22 protein-coding genes and 1 pseudogene are annotated in these 21,859 nt (G+C 62.9%); 11 read left to right on the forward strand and 12 right to left on the reverse strand.

Annotation, left to right across the window (positions count from 1 at the left end):
• Window positions 1–59 precede the first annotated feature (59 nt).
• From RTI28_RS09505 to RTI28_RS09515, 3 genes are all read left to right on the forward strand, one after another.
• A complete protein-coding gene (locus RTI28_RS09505) occupies window positions 60–2,084 on the forward strand; it encodes a nucleoside-diphosphate sugar epimerase/dehydratase (protein ID WP_316920214.1) in 2,025 nt (674 codons plus the stop codon).
• A gap of 73 nt (window positions 2,085–2,157) precedes the next feature.
• A complete protein-coding gene (locus tag RTI28_RS09510; protein WP_316920215.1) occupies window positions 2,158–3,180 on the forward strand; it encodes an NAD-dependent epimerase/dehydratase family protein in 1,023 nt (340 codons plus the stop codon).
• A gap of 216 nt (window positions 3,181–3,396) precedes the next feature.
• Complete coding sequence (locus tag RTI28_RS09515; RefSeq protein ID WP_316920216.1) at window positions 3,397–3,726, forward strand: helix-hairpin-helix domain-containing protein; 330 nt, start codon at window positions 3,397–3,399, stop codon at window positions 3,724–3,726.
• Between the two features lie 64 nt (window positions 3,727–3,790).
• On the opposite strand, the gene RTI28_RS09520 is transcribed toward RTI28_RS09515, so the two are convergent.
• The gene (locus RTI28_RS09520) at window positions 3,791–3,958 is read right to left on the reverse strand and encodes a DUF2897 family protein (protein WP_316920217.1); all 168 of its coding nucleotides are present in this window, start codon (window positions 3,956–3,958) and stop codon (window positions 3,791–3,793) included.
• Window positions 3,959–4,130: 172 nt separating this feature from the next.
• Here RTI28_RS09520 and pyrF point away from each other — a divergent pair, with 172 nt between their 5' ends.
• Window positions 4,131–4,829 (forward strand): orotidine-5'-phosphate decarboxylase, encoded by a 699-nt coding sequence (gene pyrF, locus RTI28_RS09525; RefSeq protein WP_316920218.1) that lies wholly within the window; start codon window positions 4,131–4,133, stop codon window positions 4,827–4,829.
• A 45-nt stretch (window positions 4,830–4,874) separates the two neighbouring features.
• On the opposite strand, the gene RTI28_RS09530 is transcribed toward pyrF, so the two are convergent.
• Both RTI28_RS09530 and RTI28_RS09535 read right to left on the reverse strand, forming a co-directional pair.
• Window positions 4,875–5,957, reverse strand: a complete 1,083-nt coding sequence (locus RTI28_RS09530; RefSeq protein WP_316920219.1) for an acyltransferase — start codon at window positions 5,955–5,957, stop codon at window positions 4,875–4,877.
• Between the two features lie 190 nt (window positions 5,958–6,147).
• Entirely contained in the window at window positions 6,148–7,152 is a 1,005-nt protein-coding gene (locus RTI28_RS09535) for an NADP-dependent oxidoreductase (protein ID WP_316920220.1), read from the reverse strand.
• A gap of 229 nt (window positions 7,153–7,381) precedes the next feature.
• On the opposite strand from RTI28_RS09535, the gene RTI28_RS09540 reads away from it, so the two are divergent.
• Window positions 7,382–8,143 (forward strand): SDR family oxidoreductase, encoded by a 762-nt coding sequence (locus RTI28_RS09540; RefSeq protein WP_316920221.1) that lies wholly within the window; start codon window positions 7,382–7,384, stop codon window positions 8,141–8,143.
• On the opposite strand, the gene RTI28_RS09545 is transcribed toward RTI28_RS09540, so the two are convergent.
• Window positions 8,136–9,305 (reverse strand): MFS transporter, encoded by a 1,170-nt coding sequence (locus RTI28_RS09545; protein ID WP_316920222.1) that lies wholly within the window; start codon window positions 9,303–9,305, stop codon window positions 8,136–8,138. The genes RTI28_RS09540 and RTI28_RS09545 overlap by 8 nt on opposite strands.
• A 113-nt stretch (window positions 9,306–9,418) precedes the next feature.
• Between RTI28_RS09545 and RTI28_RS09550 the strand changes: the two genes are divergently transcribed.
• The 3 genes and pseudogenes from RTI28_RS09550 to RTI28_RS30305 all read left to right on the forward strand — a co-directional run bounded on the left by RTI28_RS09550 (window position 9,419) and on the right by RTI28_RS30305 (window position 12,909).
• The gene (locus tag RTI28_RS09550; protein ID WP_316920277.1) at window positions 9,419–10,831 is read left to right on the forward strand and encodes a PLP-dependent aminotransferase family protein; all 1,413 of its coding nucleotides are present in this window, start codon (window positions 9,419–9,421) and stop codon (window positions 10,829–10,831) included.
• Window positions 10,832–11,823: 992 nt separating this feature from the next.
• Window positions 11,824–11,997: pseudogene (locus RTI28_RS30300) on the forward strand (methyl-accepting chemotaxis protein); the annotation flags it as partial.
• 207 nt (window positions 11,998–12,204) lie between these two features.
• Window positions 12,205–12,909: a methyl-accepting chemotaxis protein gene (locus RTI28_RS30305; protein ID WP_401252230.1), complete on the forward strand. Its 705-nt coding sequence runs from the start codon at window positions 12,205–12,207 to the stop codon at window positions 12,907–12,909.
• 15 nt (window positions 12,910–12,924) lie between these two features.
• Here RTI28_RS30305 and RTI28_RS09560 read toward each other — a convergent pair whose 3' ends face one another.
• Window positions 12,925–14,118 carry a benzoate/H(+) symporter BenE family transporter gene (locus RTI28_RS09560; RefSeq protein ID WP_316920224.1) on the reverse strand — a complete coding sequence of 398 codons (1,194 nt, stop codon included), beginning with the start codon at window positions 14,116–14,118 and terminating at the stop codon, window positions 12,925–12,927.
• 133 nt (window positions 14,119–14,251) lie between these two features.
• On the opposite strand from RTI28_RS09560, the gene RTI28_RS09565 reads away from it, so the two are divergent.
• Window positions 14,252–14,854, forward strand: a complete 603-nt coding sequence (locus RTI28_RS09565) for a glutathione S-transferase family protein (RefSeq protein ID WP_316920225.1) — start codon at window positions 14,252–14,254, stop codon at window positions 14,852–14,854.
• Window positions 14,855–14,942: 88 nt separating this feature from the next.
• Here the strand turns inward: RTI28_RS09565 and RTI28_RS09570 are convergent, their stop codons facing one another.
• The 5 genes from RTI28_RS09570 to RTI28_RS09590 form a co-directional block, all read right to left on the reverse strand.
• Window positions 14,943–15,314, reverse strand: coding sequence for a glutathione S-transferase N-terminal domain-containing protein (locus tag RTI28_RS09570; RefSeq protein WP_316920226.1), 372 nt, complete (start codon window positions 15,312–15,314; stop codon window positions 14,943–14,945).
• A gap of 58 nt (window positions 15,315–15,372) precedes the next feature.
• Window positions 15,373–15,918 carry a GTP cyclohydrolase I FolE gene (gene folE, locus RTI28_RS09575; RefSeq protein WP_042122441.1) on the reverse strand — a complete coding sequence of 182 codons (546 nt, stop codon included), beginning with the start codon at window positions 15,916–15,918 and terminating at the stop codon, window positions 15,373–15,375.
• A 69-nt stretch (window positions 15,919–15,987) separates the two neighbouring features.
• Window positions 15,988–16,545, reverse strand: coding sequence for a Smr/MutS family protein (locus RTI28_RS09580; protein ID WP_316920227.1), 558 nt, complete (start codon window positions 16,543–16,545; stop codon window positions 15,988–15,990).
• Between the two features lie 37 nt (window positions 16,546–16,582).
• Entirely contained in the window at window positions 16,583–16,903 is a 321-nt protein-coding gene (locus RTI28_RS09585) for a hypothetical protein (protein WP_316920228.1), read from the reverse strand.
• Between the two features lie 68 nt (window positions 16,904–16,971).
• On the reverse strand, window positions 16,972–17,562 hold the full coding sequence (locus RTI28_RS09590) for a cysteine hydrolase family protein (protein ID WP_042122438.1): 591 nt from the start codon (window positions 17,560–17,562) through the stop codon (window positions 16,972–16,974).
• Between the two features lie 186 nt (window positions 17,563–17,748).
• Between RTI28_RS09590 and prmB the strand changes: the two genes are divergently transcribed.
• Window positions 17,749–18,657 carry a 50S ribosomal protein L3 N(5)-glutamine methyltransferase gene (gene prmB, locus RTI28_RS09595; protein ID WP_316920229.1) on the forward strand — a complete coding sequence of 303 codons (909 nt, stop codon included), beginning with the start codon at window positions 17,749–17,751 and terminating at the stop codon, window positions 18,655–18,657.
• 114 nt (window positions 18,658–18,771) lie between these two features.
• Here the strand turns inward: prmB and RTI28_RS09600 are convergent, their stop codons facing one another.
• A complete protein-coding gene (locus RTI28_RS09600) occupies window positions 18,772–19,569 on the reverse strand; it encodes a hypothetical protein (protein WP_316920230.1) in 798 nt (265 codons plus the stop codon).
• Window positions 19,570–19,665: 96 nt separating this feature from the next.
• Window positions 19,666–20,625, reverse strand: a complete 960-nt coding sequence (locus tag RTI28_RS09605; RefSeq protein ID WP_316920231.1) for an alpha/beta hydrolase — start codon at window positions 20,623–20,625, stop codon at window positions 19,666–19,668.
• Between the two features lie 137 nt (window positions 20,626–20,762).
• Here RTI28_RS09605 and aroC point away from each other — a divergent pair, with 137 nt between their 5' ends.
• The gene (gene aroC, locus RTI28_RS09610) at window positions 20,763–21,854 is read left to right on the forward strand and encodes a chorismate synthase (RefSeq protein ID WP_316920232.1); all 1,092 of its coding nucleotides are present in this window, start codon (window positions 20,763–20,765) and stop codon (window positions 21,852–21,854) included.
• The last annotated feature ends 5 nt before the right edge of the window (window positions 21,855–21,859 follow it).

Consider the following 21,859-nt stretch of genomic DNA (forward strand, 5'->3'; position numbering starts at 1 on the left):
ACTGGTCAGTGGGATGACTACGGAGCATCGAGCGATGTCCGGTGTAAAAGAGATTCAACATGGGAGCGGTGCAGGTGTTCGATAGGGTTTTGGATGGGGTACGGGCATCGCTGCTTGGGTTGCCTCGGCGCCAGAAGCGGTTGGTGCAGGTAGTGACGGACGTCATTTTGGTCTGGGTTGCCCTGTGGTTGGCCTTCGTGGTTCGTCTTGGAATAGACGATCTGGCCAATCCTATAATGGATCACTTCTGGTTGTTCCTTGTCGCTCCTGTCATATCCATTCCCCTGTTCATCCGGTTCGGTATGTACCGCGCCGTCATGCGTTATTTCGGTAATGACGCCTTGATCACCATCATCAAGGCCGTTTCCCTGGCGTCGTTGATTCTCGGTGTAGTCGTGTACTGGTACAGCGGGCACCAGAATATCGTTCCGCGCTCGATCATCTTCAACTTCTGGTGGTTGAGCCTGATCATGGTGGGCGGGCTACGTCTGGCCATGCGCCAGTACTTCCTCGGTGACTGGTACACGGCGGTACAGCATGTGCCGTTCACCACGCGCGACGACGGCTTGCCCAAGGTAGCGATCTACGGTGCGGGCGCTGCTGGCAATCAATTGGTCGCAGCGTTGCGTCTGGGCAAGGTGATGCGCCCTGTCGCGTTCATTGATGATGACAGCAGCATATCCAACCGCGTTATCTCGGGACTTCAGGTCTACAAGCCCCGCCATATTCAGCGGATGATCGACATGACGGGGGCACAGGAGATACTGCTGGCCGTTCCGTCCGCCTCGCGCGGTCGGCGTCGCGAGATCCTCGGCTTTCTCGAAGGTTTCCCATTGCATGTGCGCAGTGTTCCGGGATTCATGGATCTGGCGAGTGGTCGGGTCAAGGTGGACGATATCCAGGAAGTGGACATTGCGGATCTCCTGGGGCGTGACGCCGTTCCTGCCCAAGAGGACCTCCTCGAACGTTGCATTGCTGCGCAATCTGTCCTGGTGACCGGCGCCGGTGGTTCCATCGGTTCCGAACTATGCCGGCAGATCCTGAGTCAAGGGCCCAGAACCCTGCTTCTGTTCGAACATAGCGAGTTCAACCTGTACTCCATTCTTTCCGAACTGGAGCAACGGGTCTCTCGCGAGTCGCTGCCGGTGCGCCTGATCCCGATTCTGGGCTCGGTGCGCAATCAGTCGCAGTTGCTGGACATCATGAAAACCTGGAGCGTCGATACGGTTTATCACGCTGCTGCTTACAAGCATGTTCCGATGGTCGAGCACAATATCGCCGAAGGGGTGCTGAACAATGTCATCGGTACCCTTTACACGGCTCAGGCAGCGCTGCAGGCGGGCGTGGCCAATTTCGTACTGATCTCGACCGACAAGGCAGTCCGCCCGACCAACGTCATGGGCAGTACCAAGCGTCTGGCCGAAATGACGTTGCAGGCGCTGAGCCGTGAATTGGCTCCTGTGCTGTTCGCCGATCAGAGCAACGTTTCCCAGGTAAACAAGACCCGTTTCACCATGGTGCGTTTCGGCAATGTACTGGGATCGTCCGGCTCGGTCATTCCGCTTTTCTACAAGCAGATCAAGTCGGGCGGGCCGTTGACCGTGACCCATCCGAATATCACCCGCTATTTCATGACCATCCCGGAAGCGGCGCAGTTGGTCATTCAGGCGGGCTCGATGGGGCAGGGGGGCGACGTATTCGTTCTCGATATGGGGGCGCCAGTGAAAATCGTCGAACTCGCCGAGAAAATGATTCATCTTTCCGGTCTGAGTGTCCGTTCCGAGCGTAATCCACATGGTGATATCGCCATTGTGTTCAGCGGACTCCGGCCTGGAGAGAAGCTCTATGAAGAGCTGTTGATCGGTGACAATGTCGCCGCCACCCGACACCCGATGATCATGAGCGCCTCGGAAGATTACCTGCCGTGGGATGTATTGAAAGAGAAGCTGTCTGCATTGCTCGTGGCCATTTCCAATGACGACTATAACCGGGTCCGTCAATTGCTTCGTGAAACGGTCAGCGGCTATGCGCCGGAAGGCGATATCGTCGACTGGATTCATCAGCAACGCTGCTGCGAACCGTGAAGTTATCGTACGGTTCAACCCGATAACTGCCAGGTAGTGTTCGATCGTCAGTTCATGCAATGAACTGACGATTTTGCTTTTTGACGATCAAGAAACCTGGCTGCCGCCGCATGCGCTGCTCGCAGCCGGTTCAGGAGAAAATATGCGCGTATTGGTAACCGGGGCGAAGGGGTTTGTGGGGCGCGCGGTGTTCGAACGGTTGCAGGCCGATGCCTCGATCACGGTAACGGGGGCAGTGCGCTCACTGCCGGCAGAGGAGCCTTCTGCCGGCTCCTATTTCGCGATCGGTGACATGGGACCGGATACGGACTGGTCCATTGCCCTGGACGGTGTCGATGTCGTTATACATCTGGCAGCGCGTGCGCATATCCTGAACGACACCAATTCCGATCCGCTCTCGGCGTTCAGGCGTACCAATGTCGAGGCCGCTCTGGCGCTTGCCAGAAGTGCCATCGAAAAGGGAGTGAAGCGCTTCGTCTTCATCAGCTCCATCGGCGTCAATGGCAATGTCACCGATGCCGTTCCGTTCTCGGAGTCTTCTGTTCCGGCACCCCATGCCGACTACGCAACATCGAAGTACGAGGCTGAAGAGGCGCTGAAGCAATTGATGTCCGGTAGCAGCATGGAGTTGGTGATCATCAGGCCGCCACTGGTCTATGCCGCTCATGCCCCCGGCAACTTCCGACGGCTTTTGAAGCTCGTTGCCTCCGGTCTGCCAATGCCGTTTGGCATGGTGAAAAACCAGAGAAGCCTTGTGGCCCTGGAGAATCTTACCGACTTCATCATCACTTGCGCAGGTCATCCGGCCGCGGCGAACGAGCTGTTCCTGATCAGTGACGACGAGGATGTTTCCACTGCGCAGATGCTGCGTCTGCTCGCTGAGGGCATGGGCAAGAAGCAGGTGCTGCTGCCCGTTCCATCCGCGGTGCTGGGTGGCTTGGCTGCGGCAGCAGGAAAGAAGAATCTGTATATCCAGTTGTGCGGCTCTCTGCAGGTGGATTCGTCAAAGTGCAAGAGGCTGTTGCAGTGGACGCCGCCTGTGAGTGTTCGCCAGGGATTGCTTGAGGCAGGTCGCGAGTATCGACTGGAGCACTGATCGGATATCTCAGGTGTTGAAGATCACATGTTTCCAGCATGCTGGGAGCATGTGATGCATCGCGCTTGTGCGATGTGCCGAAGGCTGCCGGCCTGACTTTTTTGGTATTGAATTGACGATTCAATCGCCTTTTATCTCACTCCAATTGCTTCTAACCTTCCTCTCGCAGCTCAAGGAAACGCTGCCTTGCCAATCAAGTCACAGGAGTGATGAACCATGCGAAAAACTGTCCTTTCCTGCTGTCTGGCGGCTCTCTTTGCCGCGTTGCCCATGACCCTGCCTGCAGCGCCCTCCCATTCGGTAGCCGTAGCTGACGGAACGCATGGCCAAAGCGTGCAGGTGGCTCCGGTCAAGTTGAACCTGAACGAGGCTGATGCCATCGGTCTTCAGGCAGGGCTGAGCGGAATCGGTAGGACCAAGGCGGAAGCCATCGTTGCTTATCGCGAGGCCAACGGGCCGTTCGCTTCAGTCGATGAACTGCTCGAAATCAAAGGTATCGGCAAGACGTTACTGGATCGAAATCGAGAAAGGCTGACAGTGGAATAGCGTTCAAGGTAGTAAAGAGATCGGCCGATCTACCCATGTAGATCGGCCGTCTAGTCGATGAAAGTCAACGGTCCTCCCTCTCCTTAGCGTCCATTTCGGCATTTCTCTCATGGACCTTGCGCAGTTGTTCCTCGGTCAGCGGCAGCTTCTTGGCGGTGTCGCGCAGCAGCATCAGTCCGCCAATGATTGACCCGAGGGCCACGATCAGAATTAACCAGGCATACCACGGCATCTTGCTCTCCCATAAACGGCATTGGCGCCGTTTGTCTTCGTTGGATTTTCTTCCGCTCTTTCGGTTCCTTTCCAGGCATAGTGCCGGGCATGGCCGTTCAACTTTTTCGGCTACCTCTGCCGATCACATCGTTTACAATGCGCGCCATTTTCGAATTGCCACGAGACAGACCATGACCTGCCAGACGCCCCTGATTGTCGCCCTGGACTTTCCTACCCGTGAAGCTGCGCTGCGCTTGGCCGACCAGCTTGATCCAGCTCTGTGCCGGGTCAAAGTAGGCAAGGAGCTGTTTACCAGCAGTGCGTCGGGCATCGTCGAAACCCTCTGCGACAAGGGCTTCGAGGTGTTTCTCGACCTGAAATTCCACGATATTCCCAACACCACTGCCATGGCCGTGAAGGCAGCTGCTGAGATGGGAGTATGGATGGTCAATGTGCATTGCTCCGGTGGCTTGCGCATGATGGCTGCCTGTCGCGAGGAATTGGACAAGCGCAGCGGCCCGCAGCCCCTGCTGATCGGTGTAACGGTACTGACCAGCATGGAGCGCGAGGATCTTGCAGGTATCGGGTTGGATATCGAGCCGCAGGAGCAGGTTCTGCGCCTGGCTGCACTTGCCGAAAAGGCTGGCATGGACGGTCTGGTGTGCTCTGCCCTGGAGGCCTCGGCGCTGAAGGTGGCGCATCCTTCATTGAAACTGGTGACTCCCGGCATTCGACCGGCGGGAAGCCGTCAGGACGACCAGCGACGCATCCTGACACCGCGTGAGGCATTGGACGCAGGTTCGGATTATCTGGTCATCGGGCGTCCGATTAGCCAAGCCGCCGATCCGTCGCAAGCGTTGGCGGCCGTGGTGGCACAAATCCAGGCTTGAATACCTCCCCCTTGTCCGGCAACGGGCAGGGGCTGCATCCGGGGGTCAGGTAGCGACCGGTTGTGGACGTCCGAGCTTGCTCCAGCGCAGTGATGGTTTCTCGATCACAAGGTGAATACCCAGCGCTGCCAGATAGGAGGCCAGCATCGCCACGGCGATGGCGGTTATCGGGCCCGCCCCCTTTTCCACCAGAACATACATGACGGCATAGCCAAACAGGGCGTGAACGACATACAGCGGATAACTGATATCGGCGAAATGGGAAAGCAGCCGGTTGTCCGTGAAGCTGTTTCTCGACAGATAGCAGAGGTGGAAGATTGCAATGGCTGCCAGATAGCCGGACATCCACTGGTAGGTATATTCAGCACGTGTGGCTACCAGCAGCCACAAGATCGGAATCAGCACACTCACCAATACTTGAAGTATCCAGAACTGGCGTGTGCTGAGCTTGCTGTTCAGCAGCGAGTAGTAACTCATGCCCAGCAGCAGCATGAGACCCGATGCCATCTGCACACCGATAAGATAACTTTTGAATTTGAACGTCAGCGCGGCGAGGACTGCAATCACCAAGGCAGCGATGATGTAGCGCTTGAAGTCGAATTGCATCGCCCGAACACCCAGTACACATAGAACCAGATAGAAATATATTTCAACTTCCAGGGTCCAGCTGATGCCGTCGATTCGGGATACCCCGAGAGGGGCGCGAGTAATGACGCCAAAGTGGGCGAGGATGTCAAACAAGGAAAACTGCCAGTTGCTTTGCTTGTAGGTGGCCAGGGCGTACAACATGATCATGGCAAAGGAGAAGCCGGCGATATAAACCGGATATATCCGGAAAGCGCGCCGGTAGAGAAAGCTCTTCTTGCTGCTGTTCTTCAGGGAGAACGGGATCACCAGACCGCTGACGATGAAGAAAATACCGACACCAAATTGGCCGAGAATGATGCAGTGATCGGCGAAGAATTGCAGGATAGCGGGTATCTCTGGCAGTTGCGTCAGTTTGCGGACGCCCAGCAGGTCGCATATCACCGGGTTCATCACCCAGAAAATGCCGGCGAAGTGCGACAGGAGTACAGAGACGGCAGCAAAGCCACGCAAAGTATTTGCGAATATGATCCTGTCGCTCATGAAAATCTCGGTTATCCACCTATTGGCGGTCAATCATTATTAGTGGGCGAGCCGAGACCGGCCCCGCCAGGGAGCCGGAATGATAGCCCAATGTTGCTGATTGTCGAGTCTTCTGTTGTCAGTGCGGATTACATACATCAGGGCGTGCCGGGAGCTTCACTCTCCGGCGACCGTGGGCTGTCGCAAACCTTCATACCTTCAGCACCAGCTTGCCGAAGTTCTCCCCGCTGAACAGCTTCAACAGCGTCTCGGGGAAGGTCTCCAGGCCTTCGACCACGTCTTCCTTGCTCTTCAACTGGCCGCTGGCCAGCCAGCCGGCGATTTCCTGGCCTGCCGCGGCGTATTGCGAGACGTAGTCCATGACCACGAAACCCTCCATCCGCGCACGATTGACCAGCAGTGCCAGGTAGTTGGCCGGGCCTTTCACCGCCTGCTTGTTGTTGTACTGGCTGATGGCGCCACAGATGACCACGCGAGCCTTGAAGTTGAGGCGGCTGAGCACGGCATCGAGGATGTCGCCGCCGACGTTGTCGAAATACACGTCCACGCCTTTCGGGCATTCGCGCTTGAGACCTTCCAGGACGTCCTCGGCCTTGTAGTCGATGGTGCCGTCGAAGCCCAGTTCGTCCTTCAGGTACTGGCATTTCTCCGTGCCGCCGGCGATACCCACCACGCGGCAACCTTTGATCCTGGCAATCTGCCCGGCGATGCTGCCCACCGCGCCGGCGGCCCCGGAAATCACCACGGTGTCGCCAGCTTTCGGCTGGCCGACGTCGAGCAGGGCGAAATAGGCGGTCATGCCGGTCATGCCCAGCGCCGAGAGATAGCGAGGCAGCGGCACCAGCCGTGGATCGACCTTGTAGAAGCCCTGGGGCTCACCAAGGAAGTAGTCCTGCACGCCGAGGGCGCCATTGACGTGGTCGCCGACGGCGAACTTCGGATTGCGCGAGGCGACTACCTCACCGACCCCCAGGGCACGCATCACTTCGCCCAGGCCGACGGGGGGAATGTACGACTTGCCCTCATTCATCCAGCCACGCATCGCCGGGTCGAGGGACAGGTACAGGTTCTTCACCAGCACCTGGCCGTCAGCGGGTTCGCCCAACGGCGACTGTTCGAAACGGAAGTCGTCCCGGGTCACAGCGCCCACCGGGCGTTTGGCGAGCAGGAAGCGGCGATTGGTCTGGGCAGTCATGGGAGCCTCGCAAAGGTTGGGCAAAAGCAATGTGATAGACCCTGATGGCGTCCTCGGCAAGCTCGGCGGTCACGGCGAATATCCAGGCATGCGGCCGGGTTATGAAGCGTCGTGGGGATAATCATCACTTCGCATAATGCGCCAACCGGCCTCCTGATGATGCTGCCCAGACGCCGCACCGCCTGACTAGACTCTCGCCACTGTCCTCCCCTTGTTGCAGGAGTTATCGATGAGCATGAAATTCAGCGGCCAGGTTGCCCTGGTCACCGGTGCCGCCGCGGGTATTGGTCGGGCCACGGCCGAGGCGTTCGCCGCAGAAGGCTTGAAAGTGGTGGTGGCCGACCTCGATGTTGCCGGTGGCGAAGCCACGGTGGAGTCGATCCGTGCGGCGGGCGGCGAGGCGATCTTCGTGCCCTGCAACGTGACCCGGGATGCGGACGTGCAGCAGTTGATGGCACGCACCGTCGAAGCCTACGGACGCCTGGATTACGCCTTCAACAATGCCGGTATCGAGATCGAACAGGGTCGTCTGGCCGAAGGCAGCGAAAGCGAGTTCGACGCGATCATGGGTGTCAACGTCAAGGGCGTGTGGCTGTGCATGAAGTACCAGTTGCCGCTGATGCTGGCCCAGGGCGGCGGGGCGATCGTCAGCACCGCTTCGGTGGCCGGTCTGGGCGCGGCGCCGAAGATGAGTATCTACGCGGCTTCCAAGCATGCGGTGATCGGTCTGACCAAGTCGGCCGCCATCGAGTACGCGAAGAAACAGATCCGGGTCAACGCTGTCTGCCCGGCGGTGATCGACACCGACATGTTCCGCCGGGCCTACGAGGCCGATCCGCGCAAGGCCGAATTCGCCGCGGCGATGCACCCGGTGGGGCGCATCGGCAAGGTCGAGGAAATCGCCGCCGCCGTGCTCTACCTGTGCAGCGATGGCGCAGCGTTCACCACTGGCCAGGCCTTGGCCGTCGACGGTGGCGCTACCGCTATCTGAGGTCGAGCAGGGCCTGGATCGCGGCGTTGCGGCTGGAGCGCAGCAACGCGCCGGCGACTGCCAGGCAGCCGAGCAGCAGCAGGGCACCGAACAGGGCCAGGGCGGTGCCCGTGCCGAAACGGTCGGCGAGCAGGCCGGTGAAGATCACCGGCAGGCTGAAGCCCAGATACGCCAGCAGGAAGAATCCGGCGCTGGCGCGGGTCTTTTCCGCGCCGGCCAAGGTATTCACCGCTGACAACCCGCCCAGGTAAATGAATCCGTAGCAAGCGCTGCTGGCGCCGATCGCGCCCAGCAGCACGGCTGCCAGCACCCCGCTGTGCGCGCCCCAGGCCAGCAGGGCGTAACTGCACGGCAATACCAGCAGGCCCAGCAGGGTCGAGCGCGCCGATGCCATGCGCCGTGCCAGAGGCTGGAACAGCAGTCCGCAACTGATCACACAGAAGGTCGACAGCCCCGACCAGTTCGCCAGGTGATGCTGGGCCAGGATCGACGGCATCAAGGCGATCACCAGGCCGACGCAGGCCCAGGCCAGCAGGATCGCCAGGCCGTAGGGCAGGCTGCCTTGCGGATAGCAGGGCAGGCGCAGCAGCGGCGTGGCCCGGCGCGGTGCTGGATCGGGCAGGCGCAGCACCGCCAGCAGGGCGACGAAGGCCAGCGCCAGATGCAGGGGGAAGCTGCCTGGCACCAGGCTCGGTCCCCAGAGCAGGAACAGGCTGGTGATCGCGGCGCCCAGGCCGAAGCCCAGCGACGTACTGGCGGTGACCCGGTTTGCCGCGGCACGACTGTCACCCTCGTGCATCAACACGCTCATGTACGCAGTGCCGGTGGCGGAAGCCAGTGCCGTGCCGATGCCCAGCAGCGTTCGGGCGAAGGCGAGGCTGGTCAGTCCCGGAGCGAGCAGCATCAGCACGGTCGCCGCCATCGACAGGCACAGCGCGGCGAGGATCAGGCGCTTGTGTCCGACCCGGTCGGCCAGCCCGCCCAGCAGCAGCAACACCGGCAGCACCCCGAGCACATAGCCGGAAAAGGCCACCGCCGTCGCCGCCGCGCCCTGGCCGGAGAGTGCCGCGTAGGCGGTATAGAGCGGCGCCTGGAGGTTGACGGCGAAGGTCACCAGGCACAGGGCAAAGGCCAGTGTGGTGGGGGCATGGCGGCTGATCATGAGACTCTCCTTGAATGACCAGGCGATTGTCCCGAGGGGGTGGGGCACGGAAAAGGCACAGCCCACGGGCATTTGTGATTAACTGTTTGGCCAAAATGAGCAAACACTTCGCCATGAAACTCAACCTCGATCGACAACTGGCCACGCCCCTGGTGCAACAACTGACCGAGCGTCTGCGCGACTGGATCGCCACCCAGCGCCTGCGTCCCGGTACCCGCTTGCCGTCGATCCGCGATCTGGTGCGCGAACAGGGCGTCAGTCAGTCCTGCGTGATCGAAGCCTATGATCGGCTGGTCTCGCTGGGCTGGCTGGAGGCGCGTCATGGTGTCGGTTTTTTCGTCGCTGAACGCAAGGGGCAGGCGCCGTTCGCCGAGGAACCGGCCTGGGGCGAGGGCGCCGAAGGTCGCTGGCGGCTGTTCAGTGATGACCAGGAAGACCTGCTGCGCCTCGGTTGCGGCTGGTTGCCGGGCAACTGGCGGCAGAGCGAGGAAATTGCCCTGGCGATTCGTCAGATCAGTCGCGGTGCCGAGCAGGATCTTTTCGGCTACGGCCCGCCACTGGGGCTGACGGTATTGCGCCAACAGGTACGCAAGCGTCTGGCCTTGCTCGGCATCCCGGTCCAGCCGGAACAGATTCTCGCTACCCAGGGCGCCAGTCATGCCCTCGACCTGCTGGTGCGTACCTTGCTCAAGCCCGGTGACAAGGTGCTGGTGGAGAGCCCCGGCTATTACAACCTCTACAATCTGCTACGCCTGCACGGCGTGCAGATGCTCGAAGTGCCGCGCACGGTGGACGGCCCGGACCTCGACATCCTCCATGCGCTGCTGGTCGAACACCGACCGCGCTACCTGTTCGTCAACAGCCTGTACCAGAACCCCACCGGCACCAGCCTGAGCCCGCGCAGTGCCCAGCGCTTGCTGGAGCTCGCCGGCGAATTCGACCTGCGGATCATCGAGGACGATATCTACGCCGACTTCCAGGAAGGCCCTGCCACCCGCCTGACCACGCTGGACAGCCAGCAGCGGGTGATCTATCTGGCGAGTTTCTCCAAGACCCTGAGCAGTTCCCTGCGGGTCGGCTACCTGGTGGCGGATGCCGCACTGATCGCGCGTCTGGCCGAGGTGAAGATGGTCACGGGCATCGGTGCCTCGCGTTTCGCCGAGCAGGTGGTGGCGCAGTTGCTCGGCAGCGGGGTGTACCGCAAGAGCGTGCAGCGCCTGCGCCTGCGTCTGGCCGAGCACATGGCCAGTGCCTTGCGCCTGCTCGAAGCCAATGGCTGGGAGGTGTTCGCCGAACCCTACGGCGGCATGTTCGTCTGGACCCGTTATCCGGGCGCGGATTTTTCCTGTCTGCAGCAGATCGCCCAGGCCGAGGGTGTACTCCTTTCCCCGGGCTCGGCGTTCGACCCGCAGGGACGGGACAGCGACTGGCTGCGCATCAACGTTGCCTACGCCAGGGACGTGCGTGCCCAGGCGTTTTTCCAGGCGGTCGGGCAGATAACGTTGCGGCGACCTCCAGCATCCTGAAAACGACGGCTTCCTAGCTTTTTGCCATTATTGCGACACGGGTGTCTTGTGCACTCACCAGCGCGGTTGCCACTCTGCAACCTTGGATATGCGGCACGTTTTCCAAGGGCAGCACGAGAGGGCGGCGAACAATGAAGTCGGGCGCGAATGGCGGTTTCGCCAACCTGGGCATGGCCCGCAAGCTGGGGCTGGGATTCACACTGGTACTGCTGCTGACGGCAGTGGTGGCGGCGATCGGGATTGCCGCGCTGAACGCGCTGGGCCAGCGGTTCGACGGGCTCAAGCAGATCACCGAATTCAACAATGGCGTGCTGGCGCTGCGTCTGCACGAGCAGCGCTACGCCCAGCGCTCCGATCCCAAGGAGGCCGAGGCGCTGCGCAAGGGTGTCGAGGCGCTCGCCAGTCGGGCCGCGGAGTTGCCGGAGCTTGGCGCTAGTGACGTCGGCAGCGCACTGGGTGCCTATCGCCAGGCCTTCGATCAATTCGTCGAACTGACCCAGGCCAAGGAGCTGGCGCTGGACATGGCCAGCTGGTCGGTGTCCAGCGTTGCCAACAACCTCGACGTCCTGCAGGCCGGGCTGGCCGACGACGGGACCTGGACCCTGAAGGACTCCCAGGGCCAGAAGGGCGCCGAGTTCGTCGAGCAGGCCGGCCAGGTGGCCCAGGTCGCGCGGCTGATGCTGCAGGCCATGGATGAAGCGCGGGTGCGCCTGGAGCAGAACCGCAAGGGCGCCGAGGACGTGCGCCAGGGCCGTATCGAGCAGGCCGAGCAGGCGGCGCAGCTGGCCGACCAGCTCAAGGGCACGGTGCAGGACCCCGGTTATCAGAGCGTGTTGGGTGAAGTGGTCACGCACATCGCCAGTTTCGGCGAAAAACTCGGCGAATATACCGATCTGCTGGCCCGCGAAGAGCAGTTGCGCAAGCAATTGCAGGAGCGTGCCGAGCAGGTGACGGCGCGGGTCGAGCAGATCAACGCGCAAATCGATGCGCAGATGCAGGCCGAACTCCAGCGCAATGCGCTGTTGATCCTGGTCTCGTCACTGGCGGCATTGCTGGTAGGTGTGGTGGCGGCGGTGCTGATCACCCGGGCGATTGTCCTGCCGCTGCGCCGGGTTATCGTCCGTGCCCAGGAAATCGCCGCCGGCGACCTGCGCGGCGAGATCGCCGTGGACCGCGGCGACGAAGTTGGCCAGTTGCTGCTGGCGATGCAGCAGATGGGCAGCGGCCTGAGCGGTATCGTCAGTGGCCTGCAGTCGGGTATCGACAAGCTGGCCAGTAGCGCCCACACCCTGTCGGCGGTGACCGAGCAGACCAACCGCGAGGTCAGCAGCCAGAAGGACGAAACCGACCAGGTCGCCACCGCCATGCAGCAGATGACCGCCACGGTGCACAGTGTCGCCCGCGATGCCGAGGAGGCGGCGCAGGCTGCGCAATCGGCGGACGACAAGGTGGAAAGCGGCCAGCAGGTAGTGCGCCAGAGCATGCAGCGCATCGAGCGCCTGGCCAGCGCCGCGGACTCCGCCAGTCACAGCATCGAGAGCCTCAGCGCCGAGATCCAGCACATCGGTTCGGTGCTGGAAGTGATCAAGAGCGTTGCCGAGCAGACCAATCTGCTGGCCCTCAACGCGGCCATCGAAGCTGCCCGCGCCGGGGAGCAGGGCCGTGGCTTCGCCGTGGTGGCGGACGAAGTGCGCGCGCTGGCCCAGCGTACCCAGCAGTCCACCGGCGAGATCGAGCGCCTGGTCAGCAGCCTGCGCAGCAATGCCCAGGCCTCGGTGGCGCAGATCCAGGACAGCGGCGAACTGGTCAAGCTGGCGGTGGCCGATGCCCTGCAGACCGAAAGCGCCCTGGGCAGCATCGCCAGCGCGGTGTCGCTGATCCAGCAGATGAACCAGCAGATCGCCGCGGCAGCGGAGCAGCAGAGTTCCGTGGCGGAAGAGATCAGTCGCAGCGTCACGCAGATCCGCAGCAGTGCCGATCAGTCGGCGATGGCCATGCGCGGCAACGCCAGCTCGAGTATCGAGCTGGCGCAGCTGGGGGCGGAGTTGAAGGGGATGGTCGGGCATTTCCGGATCTGAGTCCGGAAATGCCTGTCAGGCGGTCTTGCGCCAGTTCAGGATGAGCAGGGTCAGGACCCCGGCGACGATGCCCCAGAAAGCCGAGCCGATGGAGAACAGAGTGAAGCCGGAGGCGGTGACCATGAAGGTGATCAGCGCCGCCTCGCGCTCCCTGGCTTCGTTCATCGCCACGCTGAGGCCGTTCATGATCGAACCGAACAGGGCCAGGGCGGCGATGGACAGCACCAGTTCCTTCGGCAGTGCGGCGAACAGCGCCGCCAGGGTCGCGCCGAACGTGCCGGCGATACCGTAGAAGATCCCGCACCAGACCGCCGCGGTGTAGCGCTTGCTGGGGTCTTCGTGGGCATGCGGGCCGGTGCAGATCGCCGCGCTGATCGCTGCCAGGTTGATCCCGTGGGAGCCGAAGGGGGCCAGCAGCAGCGAGGCGATGCCGGTCACCGAGATCAGCGGCGAGGCCGGCACCTGGTAGCCGTCGGCGCGCAGGACGGCAACGCCCGGCATGTTCTGCGAGGTCATCGCGACCACGAACAGCGGGATGCCGATGCTGATGGTCGCGGCCAGGGAGAAGCTCGGCGTGGTCCACACCGGGGTCGCCACTTCCAGCTTGAAGCCGCTGAAATCCAGCAGGCCGAGGACGGCGGACAGCGCCGTACCCACTACCAGCGCTGCCAGCACCGAGTAGCGCGGCGACACCCGCTTGATCAGCAGATAGCTGAAGAACATGCCCAGGACCAGGGTGGTGCGGTGCTGCGCGGCAACGAAGATTTCGCTGCCGATCTTGAACAGAATCCCCGCCAGCAGGGCCGAGGCCAGGGATGCCGGGATGCGTCGTACCAGGCGTTCGAAGCTGCCGGTCAGGCCGCAGATCACCACCAGCATGGCGCAGGTGATATAGGCACCGATGGCCTCGCCATAGGTCACTCCGCCGAGGCTGGTGATCAGCAGGGCCGCGCCGGGGGTCGACCAGGCCACGGTCACCGGGGTGCGGTAGCGCAACGACAGACCGATGCTGCACACTGCCATGCCGATGGAGAGGGCCCAGATCCACGAGGAAATCTGCGCGTTGCTCAGCCCCGCCGCCTGGCCGGCCTGGAACATAAGGACCAGGGAGCTGGTGTATCCGGTGAGCATGGCAATGAAGCCGGCGACCACCGCCGAGGGAGAGGTGTCGGCCAGCGGCCGCAAGTGCGCGGAGGTGGCGTCGGGCATGGATATTTCCTTATTGTTCGATGTAAGCAGTTTTTTCAGACTACCGTGCGATGGGGTAGCGGGTGCGGTACAGCAATCGTTGCATTTAACCGTACAGTCATCGCGTGGGTTTTGCGCAAATGGGGAGGGGTCGATGTACAAGGTCTATGGGGATTACCAGTCGGGAAACTGTTACAAGATCAAGCTGATGCTGCATCTGCTCGATCTGCCCTATGACTGGCAGCCGGTGGACATTCTCAAGGGCGAGACGGAGACGCCGGAGTTCCTGGCGATGAACCCCAACGGCAAGGTGCCGGTGCTGCAACTGGAGGATGGCTCCTGCCTTTGGGAGTCGAATGCGATCCTCAACTTCCTCGCCGAGGGCAGCGAGTTTCTGCCCAGCGAGCCGCGCTTGCGCACCCAGGTTCTGCAGTGGCAGTTCTTCGAGCAGTACAGCCATGAGCCGTATATCGCGGTGGCGCGTTTCATCCAGTTCTACCTGGGTTTGCCGGAGCAGCGCATGGACGAATACCGCAAGCTGCACAAGGGCGGGAACAAGGCACTCAAGGTCATGGAACGGCAGTTGGAAGTGACGCCGTATCTGGTGGGGGAGCGCTATTCGATCGCCGATGTGGCGCTGTATGCCTACACCCATGTGGCCCATGAGGGCGGTTTCGATCTGAGTGGGTATCCGAAGGTGCGCGAGTGGCTGGCACGGGTGGCGCAGCATCCGCGGCATGTGGCGATGGTGGATTGAGGGGGATTAGGACCGCTTTGCGGTCCTTCGCGGGCAGGCCACGCGCCTACGATTGGCGCCTGGCTTGCCTGCAAAGCAGGCCCGTGGATCACACCGCCGAGAAGCGCTGGTCCAGGTAGGCGATGATCGCCTTGGACTCGTACATCCAGGTGGTCTTGCCGTTTTCTTCGATACGCAGGCACGGCACCTTGATCCTGCCGCCTTCGTTGAGCAGGGTCTGGCGATCCTGTTCGTTGTTCTTCGCATCGCGCAGGGCTACCGGCACGTTCAGGCGGTGCAGGGCGCGGCGCGTCTTGACGCAGAACGGGCAGGCGTGGAACTGGTACAGGCTCAGTCCGCGGGCCTGCTGCTCGACAGCGGCCTGGGCGGCGGGATCACGTTTGAGCTTGGCCGGACGGCTGACCCAGTCGAGAAAGACGATCAACTGGCCGAGGCCGACGCGCAGGGCTTTGACGATCATGGCAACTCCTCAAAAGAAAAGGCCGACCTGCAAAGGTCGGCCCGGATGACACGCCCGATCACTTGATCAGGCTGAGAAACTCGCTGCGGGTCGCCGCGTTCTCGCGGAATTCGCCAAGCATCACCGAGGTGATCATGGACGAGTTCTGCTTCTCCACGCCGCGCATCATCATGCACATGTGCTTGGCCTCGATGACCACCGCCACGCCCACGGCGCCGGTGACCTGCTGTACCGCCTCGGCGATTTCGCGGCTGAGGTTTTCCTGGATCTGCAGGCGACGGGCATACATGTCGACGATCCGTGCCACTTTGGACAGGCCCAGCACCTTGCCACTCGGGATATAGGCGACATGCGCCTTGCCGATGAACGGCAGCAGGTGGTGTTCGCACAGCGAATACAGCTCGATGTCCCTGACCAGGACCATTTCGCTGTTGTCGGAGCTGAACAGTGCGCCGTTGGTGACTTCTTCCAGGGTTTGGTTGTAACCGCGGCAAAGGTACTGCATGGCCTTCGCGGCCCGTTTCGGCGTGTCGAGCAGGCCTTCGCGGGAGACATCCTCGCCGAGTTGGCCAAGGATCGCGGTGTAATGCTGTTCCAGGGACATGGATCTACCTGTGGTGTATTTCGCAAACGCGAAGGGTACGGCGGCTGTGACGGCACCGCAAGTGCGGCGTTACTCGTCGCGGCCTTCGAGCATGGTCCGGCGCAGCATCACATAGACCGCGCCGGTGCCCCCGTGACGGGCCTGGCAGGAGGTGAAGCCGAGCACCTGCGGGTGCTGGCGCAGCCAGGTGTTGACGTGGCTCTTGATCATCGGCCGCTTGCCGTCCAGGCGCACGGCCTTGCCGTGGGTCACGCGCACGCAGCGCACTTCGAAACGGGTCGCCTCGGCGAGGAAGTCCCACAGGGTTTCCCGGGCTTTCTCGACGGTCATGCCGTGCAGGTCGAGGCTGCCTTCGAAGCCGATCTGGCCGAGCTTGAGCTTGCGCATCTGGCTTTCCTGGACGCCGTCGCGGGCCCAGTGCAGGTCGTCCTCGGGGCCGACGTCGATGACGAACTGGTCGGAGAGACCATCGACCACGGTTTCATCGGTGCGTACCGTCGCGTTCTGGCGCAGGCTGGCCAGTTGCTTGCGGTCGGCCTTGGCCTTGCCGGTGTCGGCGCGATCATGCTTGATCGGCTTGACGCCGCGCATCTCGCTTTGGAACAGGGAAAAATCGTCGTCTTGCATGTAAAGCCTCCGCCAGAACCGCGCAGAGTCTACGCAGTCAGTCGTGTTTTTTCATCAGATGCGGGGACAGATTCAGCTCGCGGCTGCGGCGCAGGCGCAGACGACGACGGCGCCAGATCCAGATTCCCAGGTAGAGAACGAGCAATCCGCCAGCCAGGACCAGGCTGGCTGCGGCGGGATTGTCGTTGAGTTCGCCCAGTGCTGCCGGACGACCCAGCAGGCTGGCCGCGCCGGCCATGGCCAGCAGCACGCCGACGGTCGCCAGCAGGGCGGAGAACACCGCCGCCAGGCGTGCACCCCAGGCGCCCGGCTGACGCGGGCGCAGGCGTTTGGCGTCGAAACCGTCGGATATCTTCATGCCGATCTCCTCTGTACAGATCCGGGATTGGACCGGAAATCGTCGAGGTGGTTCCGACCGCCGCCGGTTCAGACCAGGCTGTTGGTCGGGGTCACGCAGGCGAAGTTGTCGGCCATGATCGCCATTTCGCTCTGCTGGATCTGCGCGGCGGCAATCACGCCATCCTTGAACGGCAGGTCGCGGGTGGCGCAGGCATCTTCCACCAGGGTGCAGCGATAACCGTAGTCCTTGGCGCGGCGCACGGTGGTGCTGACGCTGGAGTGGCTCATGAAGCCGCAGACGATCAGGTCGAGATGACCGAGCTCCTGCAGGGTTTCATGCAGCTTGGTGTTCTTGAAGGCGTTGGGCATGCGCTTCTCGACGATGATCTCGTCGCCTTGCGGTTCCAGGCCCGGGATGAACTGGCCGCGCGAACCCTGTGGATCGAACAGGCCGCCGACGGTGCCGAGGTGACGCACATGGATGATCGGTCGACCGGCCTTGCGTGCCGCGTCGAGCAGTTTGCCGATGTTCGCCACCGCTTCGTCCATGCCCGACAGCGCCAGGGGACCGCTCAGGTACTCCTTCTGCGCATCGATAATCACCAGGCTGGCGTTGCTCAGTTTCGCGGGCGGATAGCCGCGGCCGCTGAGATGGAACATCGTCGTTGGAACAGACATCAAGGGCTCCTTCGGGTAGGGCTTTTTACCTATTCTCCCCTGCTTGGACACTTATGTGAATCGCTTAGCGTACAAGCGGCGTAGTTAGTGGCTTTCAGCCATGATGGTGCATCGCTCATATTCACCGTTGCGGCCTTCGCGGCGTGGGGCTGGTAGAATCGCCGGTCGTCTTTCTAGGAGTCTGCCGTGATCACTTCCCGCCTGCGCACGTTGCGCGACCATATCCGCTGGGCTGTCAGCCGTTTCCATGAGCACGAGCTGTTCTTCGGACATGGCGCCGACAACGCCTGGGACGAGGCCCGCCTGCTGGTGCTGGGCGCGGTGCACCTGCCCTGGGAAGTGGCCGACAGCTACCTCGACTGCCGCCTGGAAGACGACGAACTGGTCAAGCTGCAGCGCCTGCTCAAGCGCCGCATCGAAGACCGCGTGCCCACCGCCTACCTGCTGGGCGAGGCGTGGTTCTGCGGCATGTCGTTCATCGTCGACGAGCGTGTGCTGGTGCCGCGTTCGCCCATCGGCGAACTGATCGAAAAGCGCTTCGAACCCTGGCTGGGCGCCGAGCCGGCGCGGATCCTCGATCTCTGCACCGGTTCCGGCTGCATCGGTATCGTCAGCGCCGAAGTCTTCCCCGAGGCGGAAGTGGTGCTGGCCGACCTGTCGTTCGAGGCGCTGGAAGTGGCCAACCAGAATATCGAGCGGCACGGTCTGGAAGAGCGCGTCTACAGCGTCCAGGGCGATGGTTTCGAGGGGTTGCCGGGTCAGCGCTTCGACCTGATCCTGTCCAATCCGCCGTATGTCGATGCCGAGGATTTCGCCGACATGCCGGCCGAGTACCATCACGAGCCGGAGCTGGGGCTGGCCTGTGGCAACGATGGCCTGGACCTGGTCCGGCGCATGCTGGCCGAGGCGGCGGATCACCTGACCGAGAAAGGTCTGCTGATCGTCGAGGTGGGCAACAGCCAGGTGCATGTCGAGCAGCTGTACCCGGAAGTGGATTTCGCCTGGCTGGAGTTCGAGCGTGGCGGTCACGGGGTGTTCATGCTGACTGCCGAGCAGTGCCGCCAGCATCAGGCGCTGTTTGCTTCGCGGGTCTGAATGCAGTCGGGGCTGCCTTGCAGCCCTTTCGCGAGCAAGCTCGCTCCTACAGGGTTACGCGAATTCGGTGGGAGCGAGCTTGCTCGCGAAGGGCTGCGAAGCAGCCCCGGCTTTTTAGCGGTGCGTCGCGATCCAGATCAGCAACCCCGCCTGGAACACCGCGAAGGCCACCAGACAGGTGATGGTGAAGCGCAGGCCGCCGTCTTCACGCTTGTACTTGGCGACCCGCTCGTCGCGTTCGCGCAGTTGCGCTTCTTTCTCGTGCAGCTTGGTTTCCGCCTGCTGGAGCATGTTGGCCGCATCGATGATGTCGACCCGCTGCAGCTTGTCGGTGTTCCAGCCACCCTTGAGCTGCCCCACCTGGGTTTCCACCCAGCGCCCCTTCAAGTGCTGGGCGTCGGCGTACTCCACTTCCACGCCATGGCTGCGCAACACATGATCGCGACGCAGGCGGGTGTCTTCGTTAAGGGCGTCCTTGTTCGCCAGGGCGCCGCCCTCCAGGCGGTAGTGCGACCAGCGCCGCTGCGCCCAGAGCACTGCCTGGGCCAGCAGGAAGCGGCCGATGCCGCGGTTCAGCGGTTCGATCTGCAGGCCGCTGTCCGGATGAATGCTGACCAGACGCTTGTCGTGGTCGACGCGGATATCCAGGGTGTTCTGTTCTTTGCGGGTTTTCTGCCCGGGCAGGCGGATGTCCATGCGCAGCAGGCTGTGTTCCTTGCTGTGGCGCTCGGCATAGCCGTACTGGACGAAGCGCAGCGGCCGCGCGCCGCTGTTGCGGTCGGTGGGCAGCGGCGCCAGGCGCAGCAGCTGGAAATGTTCCGGGGCCAGGTCCGCCCAGGGCAGCGGGGCGGCTTCCGGCGCAACCGGTTCGTCGGTCGCTTCGGCAGCGTCCTGGGAGGGTGCATCAGTCATCACGGGTGTCCTCTTCATGCGCGTCAGGCTACCTGCAATGGCGTTGCCTGCATCGGTTTATCGGCCGCGCTGGCGAGGACTGGAGGGGGGATTTGCTCAGGCAGGTGTCAACTGGCGCACAAAAGCGACGATCCGTTCACCCAGCTCGCTGGCCAGAGGCAGTTGCGGGTTGGTGTAGGCGTCGCGCTGTTTGCCCGGGGCGGCGGGGCTGATGCGCAGCATGTGATTCATGCCGTCGATCAGCGCCAGCTGCGCCTCGGGCCGCGCCGCATGCAGGGCCTGGGCGTCGGCCGGGCTGACCTGGATGTCGTTGCGGCCCTGGATGATCAGCGCCGGCATGCGCAATTTGCCGAAGGCCGCCGCCGGGTCCTGCCGGAACAGGGAAATCAGGTAGGGCTGCACAGTGGGACGCAGGATGTCCTTGAGGGCGGCCGGCACCTGGCTGACCGGGCGACCGGCCTTGAGCTGGTCCAGGGCGACTTGCGCGTGGGCCATCTGGGCGGGCGGCAGGCGCTCGGCGAGTTGCTCGCGCAGCACCTGGTCGACCGGACGGCCACTGCCGGCCAGGGCGATCACTGCGCTGGCGCCCGCCGGTTCGGCGGCCAGGCTGGCGATCAGCGCGCCTTCGCTGTGACCGAGCAGAATCAGCGGACCAAAGCGTGGATCGGCGTCGAGCTTGCGGCCCCAGGCGACCGCGTCGGCGACGTAGCGCTCGACGCTGAGATTGCGTTCGTCCGGGGTCGCCGCCAGGCTCGCGGCCACGCCGCGCTTGTCATAGCGCACGCTGGCGATGCCCTGGGCGGCCAGTTGCAGGGCCAGGCGCTTGAGAATGTCGATGCGCCCGACCGCCGGGTTGTTGCCGTCGCGGTCGGTGGGCCCGGAGCCGGCGATGATCAGCACCACCGGTGGTGGCGTCGCGCTGCGCGGCAGCAGCAGGCTGCCATGCAGCACGCCCTGGCCGGTATCGAGGCTGATCGGGCGTTGCAGGACGCTGGGGGAGGCTGCCTGGGCGAAACAGGAGACGAGGAGCAGGAGCAGGGCGGCGAGGCGCGACATCTTCAGGCTACGTGCGGGGAGACAGTGCTTTGACCCGGGCGTCGGCGGAAGGTTCGCCATCAGGGATGAACTGAATGGTTCGTCTGCGTATACTGGCGGCTTCGTCCAAATCAGGCTGAATTCGCGGAGCGTCCTGCATGTCCGGCAATACCTACGGCAAGCTGTTCACTGTCACCACCGCAGGCGAAAGCCATGGTCCGGCGTTGGTCGCCATTGTCGATGGCTGCCCACCGGGCCTGGAGATTTCCCTGGAGGACCTGCAGCGCGACCTGGACCGGCGCAAGCCCGGCACCAGCCGCCATACCACCCAGCGCCAGGAGGCCGACGAAGTCGAGATCCTCTCCGGCGTGTTCGAGGGTCGTACCACCGGTTGCGCCATCGGCCTGCTGATCCGCAACACCGACCAGAAGTCCAAGGACTACTCGGCGATCAAGGACCTGTTCCGCCCGGCCCACGCCGACTACACCTACCACCACAAGTACGGTGAGCGCGACTACCGCGGCGGCGGCCGCAGTTCGGCGCGGGAGACCGCCATGCGCGTGGCTGCCGGCGCCATCGCCAAGAAGTACCTGGCGACCCAGGGCATCCGCATTCGCGGCTACATGAGCCAGCTGGGCCCGATCGAGATCCCGTTCAAGACCTGGGACTCGGTGGAGCAGAACGCCTTCTTCAGCCCGGATCCGGACAAGGTCGCCGAGCTGGAGGCCTACATGGACCAGCTGCGCCGTGACCAGGATTCGGTCGGGGCGAAGATCACCGTGGTCGCCGAAGGGGTGCTGCCGGGTCTCGGCGAGCCGATCTTCGACCGCCTGGACGCCGAACTGGCCCACGCGCTGATGAGCATCAACGCGGTCAAGGGCGTGGAAATCGGCGCCGGTTTCGCCAGTGTCGCCCAGCGTGGCACCGAGCACCGCGACGAACTGACCCCGGAAGGCTTCCTCAGCAACAACGCCGGCGGCATCCTCGGCGGGATTTCCTCGGGCCAGCCGATCGTCGCCCACCTCGCGCTGAAGCCGACCTCCAGTATCACTACCCCGGGTCGTTCCATCGACAAGGAGGGCAACCCGGTGGAGGTCATCACCAAGGGCCGTCACGATCCGTGCGTAGGCATTCGCGCCACGCCGATCGCCGAGGCCATGATGGCCATCGTGCTGATGGATCACCTGCTGCGTCATCGCGGGCAGAACGCCGACGTGCGGGTCAACACCCCGGTACTGGGCCAGCGCTGATGCCC

Origin of the sequence: Pseudomonas sp. zfem002, assembly GCF_032621685.1 — a bacterium.
Lineage (GTDB): Bacteria > Pseudomonadota > Gammaproteobacteria > Pseudomonadales > Pseudomonadaceae > Aquipseudomonas > Aquipseudomonas japonica.